The sequence below is a fragment of the Undibacterium sp. CCC3.4 genome, from assembly GCF_034347425.1.
Classification (GTDB): domain Bacteria; phylum Pseudomonadota; class Gammaproteobacteria; order Burkholderiales; family Burkholderiaceae_D; genus Undibacterium.
On record NZ_CP133779.1, the window covers coordinates 2,856,476 to 2,875,395 of the forward strand.

The 18,920-nt window shown below is 55.1% G+C and carries 15 protein-coding genes and 1 riboswitch; of the genes, 8 read left to right on the forward strand and 7 right to left on the reverse strand.

The window, feature by feature from the left end:
* Nucleotides 1-387 precede the first annotated feature (387 nt).
* The 4 genes from RHM61_RS12745 to RHM61_RS12760 all read right to left on the reverse strand — a co-directional run bounded on the left by RHM61_RS12745 (nt 388) and on the right by RHM61_RS12760 (nt 4,392).
* Nucleotides 388-1,170 carry a 3-hydroxybutyrate dehydrogenase gene (locus RHM61_RS12745; protein ID WP_322247678.1) on the reverse strand — a complete coding sequence of 261 codons (783 nt, stop codon included), beginning with the start codon at nt 1,168-1,170 and terminating at the stop codon, nt 388-390.
* 84 nt (nt 1,171-1,254) lie between these two features.
* Nucleotides 1,255-2,361: a patatin-like phospholipase family protein gene (locus RHM61_RS12750; RefSeq protein ID WP_322247679.1), complete on the reverse strand. Its 1,107-nt coding sequence runs from the start codon at nt 2,359-2,361 to the stop codon at nt 1,255-1,257.
* A gap of 139 nt (nt 2,362-2,500) precedes the next feature.
* A complete protein-coding gene (locus tag RHM61_RS12755; RefSeq protein WP_322247680.1) occupies nt 2,501-3,094 on the reverse strand; it encodes a hypothetical protein in 594 nt (197 codons plus the stop codon).
* Nucleotides 3,095-3,156: 62 nt separating this feature from the next.
* Nucleotides 3,157-4,392, reverse strand: coding sequence for a benzoate/H(+) symporter BenE family transporter (locus tag RHM61_RS12760; RefSeq protein ID WP_322247681.1), 1,236 nt, complete (start codon nt 4,390-4,392; stop codon nt 3,157-3,159).
* An 87-nt stretch (nt 4,393-4,479) separates the two neighbouring features.
* On the opposite strand from RHM61_RS12760, the gene RHM61_RS12765 reads away from it, so the two are divergent.
* Both RHM61_RS12765 and RHM61_RS12770 read left to right on the forward strand, forming a co-directional pair.
* Nucleotides 4,480-5,910, forward strand: a complete 1,431-nt coding sequence (locus RHM61_RS12765; protein WP_322247682.1) for a PLP-dependent aminotransferase family protein — start codon at nt 4,480-4,482, stop codon at nt 5,908-5,910.
* Nucleotides 5,911-6,024: 114 nt separating this feature from the next.
* Nucleotides 6,025-7,221: an MFS transporter gene (locus RHM61_RS12770; RefSeq protein WP_416200178.1), complete on the forward strand. Its 1,197-nt coding sequence runs from the start codon at nt 6,025-6,027 to the stop codon at nt 7,219-7,221.
* A gap of 42 nt (nt 7,222-7,263) precedes the next feature.
* Here the strand turns inward: RHM61_RS12770 and nrdR are convergent, their stop codons facing one another.
* Nucleotides 7,264-7,740, reverse strand: a complete 477-nt coding sequence (nrdR, locus tag RHM61_RS12775) for a transcriptional regulator NrdR (RefSeq protein WP_322247684.1) — start codon at nt 7,738-7,740, stop codon at nt 7,264-7,266.
* A 91-nt stretch (nt 7,741-7,831) separates the two neighbouring features.
* Nucleotides 7,832-9,082, reverse strand: coding sequence for a serine hydroxymethyltransferase (gene glyA, locus RHM61_RS12780; protein WP_322247685.1), 1,251 nt, complete (start codon nt 9,080-9,082; stop codon nt 7,832-7,834).
* A 133-nt stretch (nt 9,083-9,215) separates the two neighbouring features.
* Nucleotides 9,216-9,346, reverse strand: a riboswitch (ZMP/ZTP riboswitch).
* A 181-nt stretch (nt 9,347-9,527) separates the two neighbouring features.
* Between glyA and RHM61_RS12785 the strand changes: the two genes are divergently transcribed.
* From RHM61_RS12785 to RHM61_RS12810, 6 genes are read left to right on the forward strand one after another with little or no spacing between them, the layout of a single operon-like run.
* The gene (locus tag RHM61_RS12785) at nt 9,528-10,283 is read left to right on the forward strand and encodes an SDR family NAD(P)-dependent oxidoreductase (protein ID WP_322247686.1); all 756 of its coding nucleotides are present in this window, start codon (nt 9,528-9,530) and stop codon (nt 10,281-10,283) included.
* 36 nt (nt 10,284-10,319) lie between these two features.
* A complete protein-coding gene (gene ybgC, locus RHM61_RS12790; protein ID WP_322247687.1) occupies nt 10,320-10,718 on the forward strand; it encodes a tol-pal system-associated acyl-CoA thioesterase in 399 nt (132 codons plus the stop codon).
* A gap of 48 nt (nt 10,719-10,766) precedes the next feature.
* Entirely contained in the window at nt 10,767-11,462 is a 696-nt protein-coding gene (gene tolQ, locus RHM61_RS12795) for a protein TolQ (protein ID WP_322247688.1), read from the forward strand.
* A 13-nt stretch (nt 11,463-11,475) separates the two neighbouring features.
* Entirely contained in the window at nt 11,476-11,913 is a 438-nt protein-coding gene (locus RHM61_RS12800) for a biopolymer transporter ExbD (RefSeq protein WP_322247689.1), read from the forward strand.
* A gap of 9 nt (nt 11,914-11,922) precedes the next feature.
* A complete protein-coding gene (locus tag RHM61_RS12805; protein WP_322247690.1) occupies nt 11,923-13,749 on the forward strand; it encodes an autotransporter assembly complex protein TamA in 1,827 nt (608 codons plus the stop codon).
* 1 nt (nt 13,750) lies between these two features.
* The gene (locus tag RHM61_RS12810) at nt 13,751-17,860 is read left to right on the forward strand and encodes a translocation/assembly module TamB domain-containing protein (RefSeq protein ID WP_322247691.1); all 4,110 of its coding nucleotides are present in this window, start codon (nt 13,751-13,753) and stop codon (nt 17,858-17,860) included.
* 114 nt (nt 17,861-17,974) lie between these two features.
* Here RHM61_RS12810 and RHM61_RS12815 read toward each other — a convergent pair whose 3' ends face one another.
* Nucleotides 17,975-18,775, reverse strand: a complete 801-nt coding sequence (locus RHM61_RS12815) for a hypothetical protein (RefSeq protein WP_322247692.1) — start codon at nt 18,773-18,775, stop codon at nt 17,975-17,977.
* Nucleotides 18,776-18,920: the final 145 nt, after the last annotated feature.

Below are 18,920 nucleotides of genomic sequence, written 5' to 3' on the forward strand. Positions count from 1 at the left end.
GCGCGGCAGGTGCCAAGTCAAAGTCTGTGACCCGTGAAACCCCTGCTATAACGACGCAAGGGGTTTAGCTGTGGGAGGGTTCATTTTCTGACGTTGGAATTTATCAGATGTGCGGGTCAAACCTCTGCGTTCAGAGGCTATCGCAAAAAGGGTTTTCAGTCGGTATCATTACCCCAACTGGCAGACTCATCATTCCCGCGCGCTTTTGGCGGGAACCTGGCGGCGTCCGTGGTTAACTGAAAATGCTAGAAATTTTGGTGTTTTCAGTGCGGAAAGTGACACTGGGTTCCCGCCAAAAGCTTGCGGGAACGACGTTAAGACCGCTTGGGGTAAGGATGCCGACTGAAAACCCCTTTTGCGACAGCCATCTTTAGGATGGGGAAGATATCACTGCATGTGCCAACCATGACTGACCGTGATCGATTGACCAGTCAGCGCCGTGCTGCCGAAGGCCGCCAGGAACACGGCGGTCTGGGCGACGTCTTGGACGGTGGTGAATTCGCCGTCGACGGTGTCTTTGAGCATGATGTTTTTAATCACTTCGGCTTCGCTGATACCGAATTCTTTGGCTTGTTCCGGAATTTGTTTATCCACCAAGGGCGTACGCACGAAGCCTGGGCAAATCACGTTGGAACGAATGCCATCTTTGGCACCTTCTTTGGCGACTACTTTGGCCAAGCCTAGCAAACCATGTTTGGCGGCAACATACGGTGCCTTGAATGGCGAAGCCTCATGTGAGTGTACCGAACCCATATAAATGATGCTGCCACCTTTGCCGGCAGCGATCATGGCGCGCATACACGCGCGGGTGGTGAGGAAGGCGCCATCAAGATGGATGGCCTGCATTTTTTTCCAGTTTTCCAAGCTCAGATCAACGATAGGGCTGATGATTTGTATGCCTGCATTGCTGATCAAAATATCGATGCCACCATAGGCGGCGACGGCGGCCGTGACGCCTTGGTCGACTTGGTTTTCATCGGTTACATTCATGGCCACGGCCATGGCGGTGCCACCGGCTTGTTCGATTTCGGTGGCGGTGGCGCGGGCGGCTTCGAGTGCCATGTCGGCGATGACAATTTTGGCACCATTGCGCGCATATTCCAAGGCGATTTCTTTGCCGATACCACTGGCGGCGCCAGTGATCAGTGCAACTTTATCTTTGAGTAGCATGGGATTCCTTATTGATGGTTCAATTGAAAACATGTCTGTGTTGGTGTACTCGCAACAGCGATCAGTTCATTATAACGGGCTGTTTTATTCCTGCGGCAATTCGTGAATGATCAGTCCGGCATGTGGCGGCAGTGGTTGCAGCCAGGCCTGATGTGCGAGCGCCCGTTGACAATCGTGTTCGCCGGCAGCCCAACGCGCTTGCACGGTATTGCTGCTGAAATCGACATCTTTGAAATAATGGTCATCGGGCAGGGCTTTCATGATCAGGTTGACGACATTGATCGTGTGCTCACAGCCCATGGCTATGAGCGCTTGCAAGTGTTTTTGTTGTTTCACGTTGGCGGGCAATTGCTCGGCCAAGGCACGAATGGCACGTTGCAAATCTTGAATTCTTTGCTGTGCCAATAATTGTTCTTTCGAGCGGCTTGCATATTGTATGTTTTTATACCGTGCCATCGCTTCGGCGATCGATTCCGGCCGGGTTTCGGTCGGGTCCCATAAGTCGACCATGAAGCATAGCGCATCTTTGCGGCTGTGTTCGGCCAAGAACACTTCCAGTGGGGAATTGGAGTAAACACCCCCGTCCCAGTAAGCGCGTCCATCGATTTCCACTGCCGGAAAGCCGGGTGGCAAGGCACCGCTGGCCATGATGTGTTCTGGCAAGAGTACTTGCTTGGTATTGTCGAAAATGGCACTTTGGCCATTATCGAGATCGACTGCGCACACGGATAAGCGTATCGCTCCACTGTTGAGGTAATCGAAGTCGACGTATTTTTCCAAGGTCGTTTTCAATGGCGAGGTATCGTAGAACGCTGTTTGGTTCAGCGCAACTTTGGCGTGGATGTCCCAGGCCGCACCAGGACGTGGCTTGAAAAAACCGTCGACGCCATTGACCAAGGTCCCGATGGTGTTGACGGTATTGTTGATATTGATCCAAGGTGCCATCGTCGGCCAGAAACTGGCGCGGTGGGTGGCGTCGGGTGCCAGACTATCCCAAAAATCACGCAAGCGGCTCACGCGTTGTTCGGGTGGATTACCTGCAATTAATGCGCCGTTGATGGCACCGATCGAGGTGCCGATCACCCAGTCCAAAGGCATTTTGGCTTCGTGCAAGCGCTGATAAACGCCGGCTTGGTAAGCGCCTAAGGCACCCCCGCCTTGCAGAATAAAGACGGTACTTTGCTGTGGCATGAAAACCCTTTCGCTGTTTGCAACGCGGCATATTTTCTCCGCTGCCTCAGATGATAGCGGAATATTAAGAATAAGGTAATGAGCACGCTGTGATGTGACAGGACTTGTATTCTTTTTGCAAAATAGCTTACAGGGAAGCTTATCGATGCAAGCGATGCCAGAACGAGGCCAAGCTGTGCTCAGTCTGTTGCTCGATATCATCTTCGTGTATCGCTTCTTCCGCGCTGCTCGCATCCACTTCTTTGATGCGCTTGCTCTTCAGGCCGGGTGCTTGCTTGGTCGCTGGGGTCGCGATCAATCCCTCACCAAGTTGGTACGCCGCAATGGCCGCCGCGACGGCGGGATCGGCGGCGTGTACCGGTGGTTGTTGATCTAATGCCATGATTGCAATCGGCAAAACGGTATGTTGCGTTGCCTCAGTGGCGGCTTGTTCCAGAGTGCTGATGATTTGCATCGCAGCACTATTTGACAGCGCTACTGTTGTACTCGCCGGCGCTGTGGTGGCGGCCAGTTGCGCCGCTTGGCTCGACAGGACCACCACGCTGGCGGCAGCGTTGCTGCTGACGCTGTTGGTGCTGCTGGTGCTGCTAAGCATCGCTGTTGGCGTGGGCGTCGCAGCCTTGATCGGTTCCGCTGCCAGCGCTACGGCCGCCACACTCAGTTCAGCCGTAGTCTGCGCGCTGGCATTGACGGCGACAACAGGGGTGAGCGGCAAAGGCAAATTGATAGCCATGATAGCTGCGCTTGGAGGGTGAGGATGTTCTGTTATCGGCAGCATACGGCCAGAGTTGAGGTTTATTTACTAATTCTGCGCAGCAGGTAGTGACTCAAGCAACCGATGGCGATGCCCCAACAGGCGGAACCGAGTCCGAACAGGGTCAAATTTGAGGCTGTGACGATAAATGTGATCAGCGCTGCTTCCCGTTCTTCCACGTTGGCCAAGGCATTGACCAAACCGCTCTGTATCGCACCGAGCAAGGCCAGTCCGGCGACCGTGCTCACCAAGGCATGTGGCAAACGCCAGAATAGGGCGGTCAGACTGCCGGAAAAACTGCCTATTAACAAGTACAGCAGACCGCAAGCGATGCCGGCCAGCCAGCGTTTTTCCACTTGCGCATGGGCTTCGGGGCCGGTACAGATGGCGGCGGTAATCGCGGCCAGATTGATGCCATGGCTACCGAAGGGTGCCAACAAGAGACTTAGCAAGCCGGTGCTGCTGACCAGAGGGCTTAGTGGAACTTGTTCGTAGCCAGCGGCACGCAAGACGGCGATGCCGGGCATTTGCTGGCCGGAAAGGCCCAGTAGCAGCAGTGGCAGACCGAGGCTAAGCATGGCTTTGAGGGAAAAAACCGGGGTGGTCCAAAGCGGCATGCTCAGCCCACCTTGCACATGGGCCAAGCTGGTGCTGCTGTCGCCATTCTCACTCAGCCAATACAAGGCCACGCCAACTACCAAGGTGATGAGAATCGCGTAGCGCGCCGAGTAGCGTTTGGCCAGCAGGTAGGCCACGAACATCGCCGCCGTCAGCCAGGCGGCAGGCTCGCCTTGGCCGTGCAGATTGCCGAAAATATCGGTACCGAAGCGGAATAAGATGCCAGCCAGCATGGCGGCACATAGGCTCTTGGGCAGCAACAGCATGATTTTTTCAAACAAACCGCTCATGCCTATGAACATCATGCCGGCCGCTGCCAGCATGTAAGCGCCGATCGCTTCGCCATACGAAACGCTGGCCAGCGCAGTGACCAGCAAGGCGGCACCAGGTGTATTCCAGGCGCAAATCACGGGGCAGCGGTAACGCCAACTGAGCCAGATGCAGCCGATGCCGGAACCGATGGAGACGGCCCAAATCCAGGAATTGATGGCTGTGGCCGAGAGTTGGGCGGCGGCACCGGCCTGTAACATCAATAACATGGGACCGGCATACGACACCAAGACGGCGATGAAGCCGGCCAGTAAGGGGGCGAATAAGTCGCTGCTTTGCAGGCGACGGCTGGGGGCGCTCGAAGTGCGCAAAGGGGCAAGTGTTTTCATGCCCAAAGTATAAAGTGCATGCAGGCAGCGTTTGCGCACAGTGAAAGACTCGCTTATGCTATACAGATGTAAAAAAAAGGATCTGTGATGCAGTACAGTTATCGACAATTAGCCGAGCGGATCAGCGCTGAAATTGAGCGTGGCCACTATCGCCCCGGCGCGCGTCTGCCGTCGTTGCGCAGCGTATCAGAGCAGCACTCGGTCAGTATTTCTACTGCCTTGCGCTGTTATCGTTATCTGGAGACCCGCGGGGTGGTCGAGGCGCGCGCCAAATCGGGCATGTATGTGGCTGATCGTGGGCGTGTCGACCTGCGCCTGCCAGTGACGGCGGTGGTCGCACGCGCACCGGTGGCGTATGACAAGCTGGTATCGCTGCAACATCGCCTGACCGAACTTTACTCGCTGACCGAACAGGATTTGCCACTGGCTTTGCATCTGGCCAGCGCGGCACCGGACTGGTACCCCTGTGCCGCCTTGGCCGAGATCGCGCGTCGTCAGTTGCAACGTCATCCTACGCGCTTGGGGCAATACCCGACCGGCACCGGCTGGCCCGCTTTGAAGCAGGTTTTGCTCAAGCACTTGGGCGACTGCGGGGTCGATTTGCAGCCGGCCGAGCTGTTGATCACCAACGGCAGCACGGAAGCCTTGAGTGTGGCATTGCGCGCCGTGGCACAAGCTGGTGAGACCGTTATCGTCGAGTCGCCGGTGTATTTCGGCTTGTTGCAGATGTTGGAAAACCTCGGCTTGCGTGCGCTGGAAATACCGTGCACCGTCGCCGGCGGGCTGAGCTTGGAAGCACTCGAATATGCGCTCGAGCATCATGAGGGCGTGCGTGCCATGGTGGTCATGCCGGCCTTTCAAAATCCGCTCGGTTCTGCGATGAGCGATAAAAACAAGAAACGTTTGCTGCGCTTGGCCGAGCAATATGACATCAGTGTGATCGAAGATGATGTGTTCGGCGATATCACGCCGCACCAGGAACGGCCGACACCATTGAAGGCTTGGGATAGGCAGGGCCGCGTGATTTACTGTGGTTCCTGTAGTAAAAGCGTGGCACCGGCGTATAGGCTGGGCTGGGTTGCCGGCGGGCGTCACCATAGTCGTATCGTCAGTTTGAAATTGAGTCACTCGCTGGTCACACCTTGGTTTGAGCAGGTCGTGCTGGCAGAATTTTTACAGTCGGGGGCCTTGTATAGCCATTTACGCAAATTGCGCGAGCGTTTAGCTGCCAATATTGCGCGCGCCGTAACCGTGGTGGCACATAGTTTTCCGCGCGGCAGCACGCTCGTCAGCACGGCCGGCGGCTGGTGGTTGTGGCTGGAATTGCCGCCGACGATAGATTGCCTGGCCTTGTTGCGACGCGCGGTCGCGGAGGGCATTGCCTTCACGCCCGGCATCGTGTTTTCGCATACCAGCAAATACGCGCATTGCCTGCGGCTTAATATTGCCCGGCCCTGGAGTGCGGAGCTGGAGCGCGGTATTGTCCGTCTGGGGGAGCTGGCGCAGCAGTTCGTTTGAGCACGGCGTTTCGGCTGATCGGAAGGATTTTGGTTTTTCCTCTACAATCGGGATTCGTATAGTTGCTGCTCGGCAGATTTCTTCCGTCTAGTGCTGTGCTTTTGTGAAATGAGAATGAGCATGCAAGTAAGTACAGGCGCGCCCGTGCCCGCCCCAACGATCAGCAGCGCGATGACCATGCTCATCGCGCTGGCCTGCGGCCTCATCGTCGCCAATTTATATTACGCTCAACCGCTGGTCGGCCCGATCAGCGTCGCCCTCGGCCTCGATCGGCATGCTGCCGGGCTGATCGTCACCTTAACTCAGATCGGCTATGGCGTCGGTTTGCTGTTAATCGTGCCACTCGGCGATTTGTTTGAAAATCGTCGTTTAATTCTCATCACCATGCTGATCGGCATTGTCGCCTTGATCGCCGCCGCCTTTGCCACCACGCCAGGAGTATTTTTGACCGCGGCCTTTTGCATAGGCATCGGGTCGGTGGCGGTACAGATACTCGTGCCGCTGGCGGCGCATATGGCACCGGAAGAAAGCCGCGGTCGCGTGGTCGGGAATGTCATGAGCGGTTTGATGCTGGGCATCATGTTGGCACGCCCAGTCGCCAGTTTCATTACCGAATATTCTTCGTGGCAGCGGGTATTTCACATCTCGATTGCGATCATGGTGGTCTTGGCGTTAGTGCTCTCACGCATCTTACCGCCTCGCGTGCCGAACACAAATTTGCGTTACAGCGCTCTGTTGGCATCGATGTGGCACCTGACCCGCAGCACGCCGATTTTGCGTCGCCGTGCCCTGTATCAAGCCGCTTTGTTTGCCGCCTTCAGCGTGTTCTGGACCACCGTGCCCTTGTTGTTAGCTGGCCCGGTCTATCATCTCTCGCAAGCCGGCATCGCCTGGTTTGCCTTGGCTGGCGTGGCCGGTGCGATTGCCGCCCCGATTGCCGGACGCTTGGCTGATCGCGGCTTGACGCGGCCGGCTACGCTGGCCGCATTGGTGTTGGCCGTGCTGGCTTTCTTGCTCAGTTTACTGGTCGCAGCCGGCACCACACCGGCGCTGGGCTGGCTGGTGGTGGTCGCGATTTTGCTCGATTTCGGCGTGGCCGCCAACCTGACCTTGGGTCAGCGGGCGATTTTTGCGCTCGGTGCAGCGTATCGCTCACGCCTCAACGGCATCTATATGGCGACGTTTTTCTGCGGCGGGGCACTCGGTTCTGCACTCGGTGCCTGGGCTTATGCGGTTGGCGGCTGGGCCGGTGCGGCGTGGTTTGGCGCGGCACTGCCGTTGCTGGCTTTGCTATATTGCTTAAGCGAATAAGGCGGCGCGGATTAACTCCGCGCTTGTTCACTCGGCCCACGCTTACTTGGTTTTGCCGGTGCTTTTGTTGTCGAGATCGACTTCCTGTATCGCTTCGGCAAATTCAGAAATATCTTCAAAGCTTTTGTACACCGAAGCAAAACGGATATAGGCGATTTTATCGAGGCGTTTGAGTTCGCGCATCACCAACTCACCGACCTGTACCGACAGCACTTCGCGCTCGCCAGTGGCAAGCAATTTTTCTTCGATATGCTGAATCGCATGATCGACTGCTTCGGCCGAAACCGGTCGCTTGCGTAGTGCCAACATCAAACTGGCACGCAATTTTTGCGATTCATATTCGGTGCGGCTACCATTTTTCTTGACGATGACCGGCATCATCAATTCTATCCGTTCATAGGTGGTGAAGCGTTTGTCGCAGTGGGCGCAGCGCCGACGACGGCGCATCACGTTCCCTTCTTCCGAGACGCGGGTATCGATGACCTGAGTATCATCGTGATGGCAATAGGGACATTTCATGCAGCGCGGCCCAAGTTTAGTTCGGTGAATTAGCGGATCTTGCAAAAACGCCACTCTGAAGAGTGGCGTTATCTGTATGCAAGTTCGGGACTTACTTGGCGTAGACCGGGAAAGCAGAGGTAAGTTTCTTCACTTCGACTTTGACGCGTTCGATATTGGCGGCATCATGCGGCTTATCGAGCACATCGGCGATCAGATGACCGACTTTGATTGCTTCGGCTTCTTTGAAACCGCGGGTCGTGAAGGCCGGGCTGCCGAGGCGGATGCCGGAAGTGACCATGGGTTTTTGCGGATCGTTAGGAATACCGTTTTTGTTGCAAGTCATGTGGGCCGAACCGAGGATGGCTTCGGCTTCTTTACCGGTCAAACCCTTAGGACGCAAGTCCACCAGCATGACATGCGATTCGGTGCGGCCGGAAACGATGCGCAAACCGCGTTCGGTCAGTGTTTGCGCCAGAGCTGCAGCGTTTTTGACTACTTGTTCTTGGTAAGCCTTGAATTCCGGGGTCAGCGCTTCTTTGAAGGCAACGGCTTTACCGGCGATCACATGCATGAGCGGCCCACCTTGAATGCCGGGAAAAATTGCTGAATTGATTTTTTTGGCAATCGCTTCATCGTTCGACAAGATAATACCGCCGCGTGGGCCGCGCAAACTCTTGTGCGTGGTCGATGTAACCACATCGGCAAACGGCACTGGGTTAGGGTAGACGCCGGCGGCGATCAAACCCGCATAGTGGGCCATGTCGACCATGAAATAGGCACCGACCTCTTTGGCAATTTTGCTGAAACGTTCGAAATCGATACGCAAGGCGAAGGCCGAGGCGCCGGCGATGATCAGTTTTGGCTTGCTTTCGCGTGCCAATTTTTCCATCGCATCGTAGTCGATGTCTTCCGCTGCATTGAGGCCATACGAAACCACATTGAACCATTTGCCCGACATATTGAGTGGCATGCCGTGGGTCAGATGACCACCTTCGGCCAAACTCATGCCCATGATGGTGTCGCCCGGGCTCAGCAGCGCAAAAAACACGCCTTGGTTGGCTTGTGAGCCGGAATTTGCTTGTACATTGGCAAAATTAGCGCCGAACAATTGCTTCACGCGATCGATTGCCAATTGTTCAACCACGTCGACATGCTCACAACCGCCGTAGTAACGCTTGCCTGGGTAACCTTCGGCGTATTTGTTGGTCAATTGCGAACCTTGCGCTTCCATGACGGCTGGCGAGGTGTAGTTTTCCGAAGCGATCAGTTCGATATGCTCTTCTTGACGCTGGTTTTCCAATTGAATGGTGGCAAAAATTTCCGGATCGATGGCGGCGAGGGTATGATTTTTAGCAAACATGGTTTTCCTGATTTATCTGTTGATTGATTGAACAAGCGACACCAAGGGCATACAAAATTTTATTTGATACCTGTGTCGGAGGTCTTCGGCGAGGCGTCTTGGACGCGAACGAAGACAAGCAGCCTCATTACCATCAGGCTACCCAGGCGCACGGCTGGAATCGAGGAACTGATTCCGAAATCTCACGCTTCCCGATGGATCTCCATCTTTAACGGTGGCCCAGACCAGCCAAGCACCGTGTTTTCGCCAGTCACGTGAGACGAAATGGTGCAAGAATTTTACGTGATACCCGCGCAATCGGCAAGCGCTGCGCCTGATTTTTTCTTGCTTTTGCTCATGTGTGCGGCGCAGAAATCAGTCGCGTCGGCAACCGACTATTGAAAATCCCTTAGAATAGCTCCATATCCGCATCTCAATGTACGTCCAATTAAAAGGAATGATGAACATGATCGTATTAATTACCGGTGCCAGCTCAGGTTTTGGCGAAGAAATGGCACGTAAATTTGTCCGTGAGGGTCATCAGGTGATTGCTGCGGCGCGTAGAGCTGATCGTTTATCTGCCTTACACAGCGAATTAGGCGAGAATTTGTTGCCGGTCGAAATGGATGTGACGCAAAAAACCTCGATTCAGGCCATGTTGGCCGGCTTGCCCGCTGCTTGGCGTGAGATCGACGTACTCATCAACAATGCCGGATTGGCACTCGGTACTGAGCCGGCGCATCTGGCTTCGCAAGATGAGTGGGATACCATGATCGACACCAATGTCAAAGGTTTGGTCACGGTCACCCGCGCCGTCTTGCCCGACATGGTGGCGCGCGACCATGGCATGATCATCAATATCGGCTCCATCGCCGGTTCGACGGCTTATCCTGGCGGCAATGTTTACGGTGCTACCAAAGCTTTTGTCGATCAATTCACTAAAAATTTACGCGCCGATATGGCCGGCACTGGTGTGCGCACCACGAATATTGCACCTGGCCTATGCGGTGGTACGGAATTTTCGAATGTCCGCTTTCGTGGCAATGACGATGCCGCGGCCAAAGTGTACCAAGGAACGGTCCCGCTGACCGCCATCGATATCGCCGAAACAGCTTTTTGGATCGCCACATTGCCGGCACACGTGAATATCAACTATATTGAGATGATGCCGACATGTCAGGGCTACGGGCCTTTGAATGTTCAACGCCGCACCGCGCCCTGAGCGCAGCGCGACAGCTTTACAAAATGAAATCAGACTATGCGCAAATTTGACTGGCAACTGCGGGTGTATTACGAAGATACTGATGTAGGGGGCATCGTTTACTATGCCAACTACCTTAAATTTTTCGAGCGGGCACGCACAGAATGCTTACGTGCAACCGGGGTGAATCAGCAGCAATTGCTGAGCGACGAAGGCCGAATGTTTGTCGTCAAAGATTGCGCAGTCGCGTATCATGCACCAGCCAGGCTCGATGACGCCTTGCGCGTCAGCGTTGAGTTGAAGAAACTCGGGCGCGCCTCCTTGGAATTTTTCCAGCAAGTTTGGTGCGCCGAGCGCCTCTTGGCCAGCGGCACCATCATGGTCGCGTGTGTCGATGCGCACAGTTTGCGACCGGCGGCGATACCGGTGTCCGTGTTGGAAAAAATTTCACTCTGAACCGGCCTGCCGTCACCTCAACTCTTTTTGTCTTTATCTCACCCCCCTATGACCGCAACCCAAGATCTTTCCTTCATCAGCCTGATCGGCAATGCTTCCCTTCTCGTACAATTGGTCTTGCTCTTGCTGGTGGGCGTATCGCTGACCAGCTGGACTTATATTTTCAGTAAGATGTTTGCAATCAAAAAGGCACGTGCACAAACTGAACAGTTTGAGCGCAGTTTTTGGTCGGGTGGCAATTTGATCGATCTGTATCAGGAAGCCACGAATAACCGCCGTCACGGCAAAACGCCGGTCGGTGCGATGGAACGTATTTTCGAAGCCGGCATGAGCGAATATCAAAAAGTCAAAAATGCCAATAAGGGCACGCTTGAAGCCAGTGCCATGCTCGACGGCGCACGGCGCGCCATGCGTGCTGCCTATCAGCGTGAAATGGATAGCTTGGAATCACACTTATCGTTTCTTGCTTCAGTTGGCTCGGTTTCCCCGTATATCGGCTTGTTCGGTACCGTCTGGGGCATCATGAATTCTTTCCGTGGTTTGGCCAATGTGCAACAGGCGACTCTGGCAGCGGTGGCACCGGGCATTGCTGAAGCCTTGATCGCCACGGCTATCGGCCTGTTTGCCGCCATTCCTGCCGTGTTGGCTTACAACCGTTATTCGCATGACATCGATCGTCTGGCGATACGCTTTGAAACCTTCATTGAAGAATTCTCCAACATACTCCAACGGCAGTCGCGCTGAGGGTGGGGTAAGAATGACTTCTCTGCGTGGCGACCGTAAACGTAAATTCAAAGCCGAAATCAATGTGGTGCCGTATATCGACGTCATGTTGGTATTACTGGTCATTTTCATGGTCTGCGCACCGATGACTAACCCCAGCGTGATCAATTTGCCGACCGCTGGTCAGTCAAGCCAGCCACCGAGCGCGTACATTGAGGTCACGGTACAAAAAGACGACAAGTGGGGTATAGGCATCAAAAGCAAGGTCAATGCCACCACCGCAGCGATACCCCAAGAGGAAACCGCCGACCGCTCGGTGCTGATGAGTAAATTAAGCCAATTCCATACCGATCAACCGGAGTTGGCGGTGCTGGTGTCGGCAGATAAAACGGTAGAGTATGACAAGGTCATACAAATTATTTCTGATGCAAAAAAGCTCGGCATTAACCGCGTCGGTTTAGCAACCAAGTAAGCGAACAAGATGACTAAGCTTTATCTGTCTGCGCTGTGCTCGCTCACTCTGTGGTGTGCAGTCTCTGAAGTTGTTTTGGCGCAAGATCTTGCCAGCACCGAGAGTCCGCCGCCACTGACCGCGCCACCGCTACCGCAAACCACAGCTCACGGACGTTTTCATTTGCAGGCACCAGACTCGAGCTGGGCCGATTTACTGCGTGAACACATTCCTGAATTTTCCACCACGTCTGAAGCGCAAAACCAGACGCCCTCGCTGCTGCGCCGCTTACGTAGCGATATCAGCGGCATTTTGGCGACCGAAGGCTACTTTTCGCCGCAAATCACCATCGACACCAGCGCGCTACGAGTGGCCGGCAGCAGCGAATCAAACCTGACCGTCGAGGTCAAGGCCGGGCCGCGTACCGTGATCGAAAATGTCACCATCAATATTAACGGTCCGCTGCGCAGCGCCATCGATGCGGCCGAGGCAAAGGCGCTGGAGCGTCAGCATGGCTTGCTGATGGATTGGTCGCTGGCGGTCGGCGATCCCTTTCGCGAGGAAGACTGGAGCAGTTCAAAAAACCAGCTGACCGACAGTTTGCGTGCCGATGTCTATGCCGCCGCAAAAATATCTTCCAGCGCCGCCAAGATCGATGCCGACCAGAATTCCGCCGCCCTCAGTCTTGAAGTCGACAGCGGCCCCGCGTTTACGCTCGGCTCTTTGCGCGTCAATGGTTTACAGCGTTACCCGGCATCGCTGCTGGAACGCTTTCGACCGCCGCAACGCGGCGAAAGCTATTCTCGTTCGCGCTTGCTCGACTTCCAACGCGCGCTACAGAATTCAGCTTACTTTTCCACCGTCACAGTCGCGATTGATCCCGATCCCGAGCAAGCGGCGGAAGTGCCGATTGATGTCACGCTGCAAGAACGCAAACCGCGCGACCTCAGCTTTGGCCTCGGTTACAGCACCAATACCGGATTTCGCAGCGAAGTCGCTTACCGGGATAGAAATATCCTGCAACAAGCTTGGGATTTACGCAGCGCCGTGCGGATAGAGCAAAGGCGCCAACTCGGTTATATCGATATCTATCTGCCGCCCGATGACAACCGCGTCGATTCCTTCGGCGTCATCGTCGATCGCGAAAATGTTTCTGGGGTACAAACTACCCGCAATGCCTTGGGCGTGAAACGCACCACCACGCGTGGGCGTATCGAGCAAAGGCTGGGGATGAATCTGCTGCGTGAAAAAAGCACGGCGGAAGGCCAGCTCGAAGACAGCAGCAAAGCATTTGTACTCACTGCCGGCTGGACTTGGCGCGATGTCGACGACACCTTTGCGCCGCGGCGCGGTGAAATTTATCAGTTCGATCTGGCCTTATCAGAAAAAGCCGTATTTTCCGACCAAAGCTTCTTGCGCACCTATGCCAAATACCAGCGCTGGGTACCGGTAGGGAAAAGCGATAACCTGATTTTTCGCCTCGAGGCCGGCCAAGTATTTGCCAATAGTGAGCACGGTATTCCGCAAGACTATTTATTCCGTACCGGTGGCAGCACCTCGGTGCGCGGCTATGCATATCAAAGCCTGGGCATCGTGCAAGGCGTCGCCGTCACAGGTGGGCGCGTGATGAGCGCCGCCAGTGCCGAATATGTGCATTGGCTCAACCAAAGCTGGGGTGTTGCCAGCTTTGTCGATGTTGGCGATGCCGCCGACAGTTGGCGCGCGCTCAGCCTGCGCCAAGCCATAGGGGTAGGGGGGCGCTACCGCACCCCGGCCGGCCCGATCGCACTCGATCTCGCCTACGGCCGCCAAACCGCCAAGCTGCGGCTTGATTTTTCGATTGCGATTGCGTTTTAATATGACTTCATCTGCCGCTGTCAGCGTACCCAGCGCTCCTACTCCCCCCAACCCCGCTCCAAATCGCTCGCGGCGCTGGCGCACACTGCTGTTGATCTCGCTCACGCTGCTGCTGATGCTGGTCGGCAGTATGTGGTGGGCGCTGCACACCGCCAGTGGCACACGCAGTGTATTGGCGGCCGCCCAAGCCGCCAGTGGCGGCAAGTTACGCGTCAGCGGTGTCGCTGGCAGTCTCGATGAGGGCGTGCAAATTGACGAACTCTCCTTGCGTCTCGCGGCACTACATGTCGATATCAGTGGCTTGGCATTACGCTGGGATATGCCTGCTTTATGGCAACGTCGCCTGCATGTGCAGGAGCTGCATATCAGTTCGTTGCGCATTGCCAGTGCCCCCGACCCCAGTCCATCGGTGTTGCCACAGGACTTGAGTCTGCCGCTGACACTGGAATTCGATCAACTGGCCTTGGGGCGATTGCAACTGGCGCAATTGGTAGCGAACGGAAAATCCCAAGAAACCCTCAGCCTGAGCGCCCTGACGGGCCAGTTCAGCTATCGTGCCCAGCAATACCGTGGCCGTTTGGCTTTTACCAGCCCATGGGGCAGTGTGCGTCTGGACTCAGCGACGCTGGCCAGTCGCCGTCCGTTCGCTCTTAGTGCCAGCGGATTGTTGCAAGGAAAAATAGATACGCAACTGCCACCGGCAACGGTGCACGCCGACTTATCCGGCAACTTGAGCGCCTTGATAGTCGGACTGCAAGCCAGCATAGACGAAGGCCAACAGCAATTGCTGGCTGGCGATGCCAGACTGGTGTTGGCACCGTTTTCGCCGCAAATGCTGAGCAAGTTGCATCTCGATATACGCCACCTCAACCCGGCGCACTGGGCTGCTACTGCGCCACAGGCTGATCTACGTCTACGCGCCGATGTGCATCCCGATGATAAAGCTGGCGCGCCCAGCGACCGTCTGCGCGGCAACGTGTACCTGGCCAATGCCAAACCGGGTTTGCTCAGCGACCACGCCTTGCCCCTCAAAGAACTCAGCAGTGATTTATTGCTGCAGGGGAAATCCTTAAACTTAAGCAATTTGCAAGCCTATTTCTATGGTGAAGGCCAACTGCAAGGCGCTGTCGATGTGGTACTTGAGCCAGGCTTACCGAAAGTGCAAGGACAATTACAATTACAAGATATTAATCTGCAGCAAATTGATCAGGCGTTTCAACGCACCCGCATCGACGGCAGCATCAAGGCGCAGACGGTGGCTGGACAGCGCATTACCATGCAAACCGAGCTGCGCGAAGCGCGCGCACACTTAACGATGCAAGGCGAGTACGTGCTCGCCTCGCAATTACTCAAACTCGACGCCTTGGAATTCCAAGCCGAGCAGGCGCGTGTCAGCGCCAGCGGTTCGCTCACACTCAGTGGCGAACAGCGCTTTCAATGGCAGGGCGTAGTGGCCAATTTTGATCCGGCACGTTGGTTGACGGTACCGGTCGGTCGTTTGCAAGCGAAGCTGGCAGGTAGCGGAAGCTTACTGCCACAATTGCGTGCGCAAGTAGACGTGCCTTTATTGCAGGGCAATTTTGCCGGCCAAAGCGTCGATGCCAGCGCCAGCCTGCTGTGGCAAACGAATCAATTACAAGTGCCCCAATTGGCCGTGCAATGGGGTAAAAACAGCGTACACGCGCAGGGTAATTGGGGTGTGCGCGGCAATAGCTTGAAACTCGAGGTCGATGCGCCCGAACTGAGCGCCTTACAAACCCTGCTAGAGAGCATGCAGATCCAACTCAGCGGCGCGCTCAAAGCCCAAATCGCGCTGCACTATGATGCTACGGCACCGGCCGCCGATATCACGCTGCAAGCCCACGACATCCATTTGCAAAGCCAAGAAAAAAGTCTGGCCTTGGCCGCCTTCGATGCCAATGTTCAACTCGCTCCCGGCCTTAACGGTGCCTTGAATGGTACAGTCAAAGCAGAAAAATTGCGCCTGAGCGGCTTGCCCGAACAGTTTCCCACCGAAGCGCTGGACACGCTGCAGCTTCACCTCGCCGGCACACGCAGCGCGCATACCTTGAGCCTTGATGCCGCCCTGCCAGAGAAGCAAAAATTCACGCTCAGCCTGGCCGGTGGCTGGTTCGCTGCGACTGCTGCCACTGTGCCGCATTGGAGCGGGCACTTGAACAGCTTAGACTTGAGCGTCACGCCCGGTTTGCATTTGGTGCAAGCGGCGAGCCTGGAAATTGCCGCGCAATCGCTGAAACTCGGCAAACTGCAATTGCGTAGTGACTTCGCGCAACTCTCGCTGGAACAATTCGATTGGACCCCGACCACGCTGGCCACGCGCGGCAGCATGAGCGAGGTACAGGTCTTACCGATCTGGAATCTGTTGCACCAACAAGACATGCTGACCGGAGATTTACGTCTACGCGCAGACTGGGATGTGGAATTGAAAGACAATGCGCGCGCCACCATCCATCTGCAACGCCAAAGCGGCGACCTGCGCATCAATGATGGCGACGGTGCCGGTACGCCAGTACCCTTGGGTATGACTTTGGCAAAATTGGAGTTAGGCAGCGGCGGGCTGGTGCTCGGTACCGATGCGCAGCGCATTAACTTGACCCTCCAGGCCGACGGCACGCGTTTGGGACAATGGCAGCTTAATGCCGAAACGCAATTGAGCCGGCAAAACGGCGCGTGGAGCATCGCTTCGCACAGCCCTATGAGCGGCAAACTGCATGCTGCTCTGCCAGATTTACAATGGGTAGGACCGACCCTGAACCCAGGGCTGGCATTGAAGGGTAAACTCAATATCGATGCCAACTTAAGCGGCACCCTGGGACTACCGCATTATCAGGCGCAAATTGCCGGACGCGAGCTGGAGCTGGCGCTGGCTGCCGAGGGTTTGCTGCTGCCCAACGGCAGTCTCGACGCGCATCTCGAAGACCAGCACTTGACTTTAACGAATTTGCAGTTCTCCAATACCATCAACTCCTTGCCTGATCACGAGCTGTTCCGTGATGTCGATTTGCTCGGCAAGCGCGGTGAATTCAAAGCCAGCGGCGAAATCGACATCGGTGCTGAAACCGGGTCCATTCGTGCGCAGTGGCAGAATTTTCCTTTATTGCAGCGCAAAGACCGTTGGTTGGTGGTCAGCGGCGAAAGCAGCATCGTCGAGACCAATGAATTATGGGTTTTGAGCGGCAAAGTGACGGCTGACGGGGCGTATTTCAAATTACCGAAATTACCGCCGCCGAGCTTATCGAGCGATGTCGTGGTCACGCGTCGCGCCGATCAACTGGCACGCAAAAACAGCGCAGCGGCGGCCGCCAAGAAAACTTTAAAGACGCGTCTCGATGTCAGCTTCGACATGGGCCGGCGCTTTGTCTTCGTCGGCCGTGGCATCGATACCGGCTTGGCTGGCAGCCTGCGTTTGCGCTCGATCGACGGCAGCCCCTTGCAGGCGATCGGTTCGATACGCACCGTCAAAGGTGTCTATGAAGGCTATGGCCAGCAATTGGCAATCGAGCGTGGCATCTTGAATTTCCAAGGTGCGCCGACCAATCCGGGCTTGAATATACGTGCGCTGCGTCAGGGTGTGGCAGTTGAAGCCGGGGTTGAGGTGGTCGGCACGGTCGCCGCACCGAAGGTGCATCTGGTCTCGGAACCGGAAGTACCGGATACGGAAAAATTATCGTGGCTGGTGCTAGGACGCGGCTCCGACCAACTCGCCGGTGGCGACGCCTCTTTGCTGATGTCGGCCGCCAGCGCGATTTTCGGCGGCGATGGCAGCCGCAATGTTCCGCGCGACATCGTGCAGAGTCTCGGTTTCGATGAGTTCTCGATAGGTGCCGCCGGCAGCGGCGCGTCGTCGCGCGTGCCGGGACAAACCGTGGCCGGTGCCACCAACAGTAACAGCACCAGCGGTAGCAGCGATCAAGTCGTCAGCGTTGGCAAACGCCTGATGCCCGGCTTGGTGCTGTCGGTCGAGCGCGGTCTCGGCGACGCCACCGGCGCCTTGAAATTGAGCTGGCAACTGACCCGGCGCATCACCATCGTTGGTCGCGCCGGCAGTGAATCGGCGGTCGATGTGAATTATACGTTTTCGTTTAATTGAGGGTGTGGGTTCGAGGGGGGGGCTGTTGCATTGTGTGGGAAGGAATTCAAGCCGGTTCCACCGAGATTCAGTCCATGCTTGCCTGCGCGTAACTGATAGTAAACAGAGACAATTTTATGTCAGCACCCTCGACCCGATAAGCCGATGGAAGAATAGCTTGGGCATTTTTTTATGTAAACCTGCACCAACCAAAAGGTTTTTAAATTGGGATGCGCTGCAATTGGAGATGTGTAATTTTTCACATATGCGATTTCTACATTTGTAAATGGTATCGGCCGTTCTGATACTTGATTTTGGCCTGTGTTTATCCATAAAACAGGCAATTTGCTTGAAATTCCAATTCATTATTAACAAAAAACATATTTCACGTTCGTATTCTGTCAATTTTACATTGCCGACCTGGAAGGTATCATCTGCATTTTCAATGCAGAACCCCCTTTCGAATTCGATAGCGTAATTCGGTATGAGTGAATAAATAATCTTTATATCTATTTCATAGGCATCGTACATCAATCCCAAAATTGATTCGGATGGATGATGCTTGATCATGTGTTTATTAAATACCAGTGCCTTTATGCCGTCGACGTGTTCAAAAATGTCCAATGTTCTTATTTTGTGGTTCATATTGGCGTAATGAAGGAGACGTCGGTCACTCTTGACATAGCTGTCGGCAAATCGTGCGGTAGCTTCGCATGGCATATCGTGATCCATCCTGTTTTTCACGTCCGCACCGTTGGCGAGACCAACGAGATTGGCGTAGGAATCGCTGGAAATGAAATGCTTGGAATCCACATCTTTTATGCCGACGATCATATCTGATTGATTGGAAATGAATTGTATGGATTCCTTTAATTTCTCTATGTAGTCAGTTTGCTCAACCGTAAAATTTTTTTGCGAAACCAAGCGGTACATCATAAAAAAGTCCTCATTGAGTTTTCCAATCGGCGATGCAGTCGCGACGATGGTGGATAAAAATTATTTATTTCGCAATGATTGCCTGTTTATTATTTTGTTCTACTGTAAGCAGGGTTTTTGCAGAACGTCTTTTGTAATGCATCCG

Bases quoted from the DNA above. Each gene is read 5' to 3' on its own strand.
- RHM61_RS12745 (WP_322247678.1), bottom strand. From the start codon at position 1,170: ATGCTACTCAAAGATAAAGTTGCACTGATCACTGGCGCCGCCAGTGGT.
- RHM61_RS12750 (WP_322247679.1), bottom strand. From the start codon at position 2,361: ATGCCACAGCAAAGTACCGTCTTTATTCTGCAAGGCGGGGGTGCCTTA.
- RHM61_RS12755 (WP_322247680.1), bottom strand. From the start codon at position 3,094: ATGGCTATCAATTTGCCTTTGCCGCTCACCCCTGTTGTCGCCGTCAAT.
- RHM61_RS12760 (WP_322247681.1), bottom strand. From the start codon at position 4,392: ATGAAAACACTTGCCCCTTTGCGCACTTCGAGCGCCCCCAGCCGTCGC.
- RHM61_RS12765 (WP_322247682.1), top strand. From the start codon at position 4,480: ATGCAGTACAGTTATCGACAATTAGCCGAGCGGATCAGCGCTGAAATT.
- RHM61_RS12770 (WP_416200178.1), top strand. From the start codon at position 6,025: ATGAGCATGCAAGTAAGTACAGGCGCGCCCGTGCCCGCCCCAACGATC.
- nrdR (WP_322247684.1), bottom strand. From the start codon at position 7,740: ATGAAATGTCCCTATTGCCATCACGATGATACTCAGGTCATCGATACC.
- glyA (WP_322247685.1), bottom strand. From the start codon at position 9,082: ATGTTTGCTAAAAATCATACCCTCGCCGCCATCGATCCGGAAATTTTT.
- RHM61_RS12785 (WP_322247686.1), top strand. From the start codon at position 9,528: ATGATCGTATTAATTACCGGTGCCAGCTCAGGTTTTGGCGAAGAAATG.
- ybgC (WP_322247687.1), top strand. From the start codon at position 10,320: ATGCGCAAATTTGACTGGCAACTGCGGGTGTATTACGAAGATACTGAT.
- tolQ (WP_322247688.1), top strand. From the start codon at position 10,767: ATGACCGCAACCCAAGATCTTTCCTTCATCAGCCTGATCGGCAATGCT.
- RHM61_RS12800 (WP_322247689.1), top strand. From the start codon at position 11,476: ATGACTTCTCTGCGTGGCGACCGTAAACGTAAATTCAAAGCCGAAATC.
- RHM61_RS12805 (WP_322247690.1), top strand. From the start codon at position 11,923: ATGACTAAGCTTTATCTGTCTGCGCTGTGCTCGCTCACTCTGTGGTGT.
- RHM61_RS12810 (WP_322247691.1), top strand. From the start codon at position 13,751: ATGACTTCATCTGCCGCTGTCAGCGTACCCAGCGCTCCTACTCCCCCC.
- RHM61_RS12815 (WP_322247692.1), bottom strand. From the start codon at position 18,775: ATGATGTACCGCTTGGTTTCGCAAAAAAATTTTACGGTTGAGCAAACT.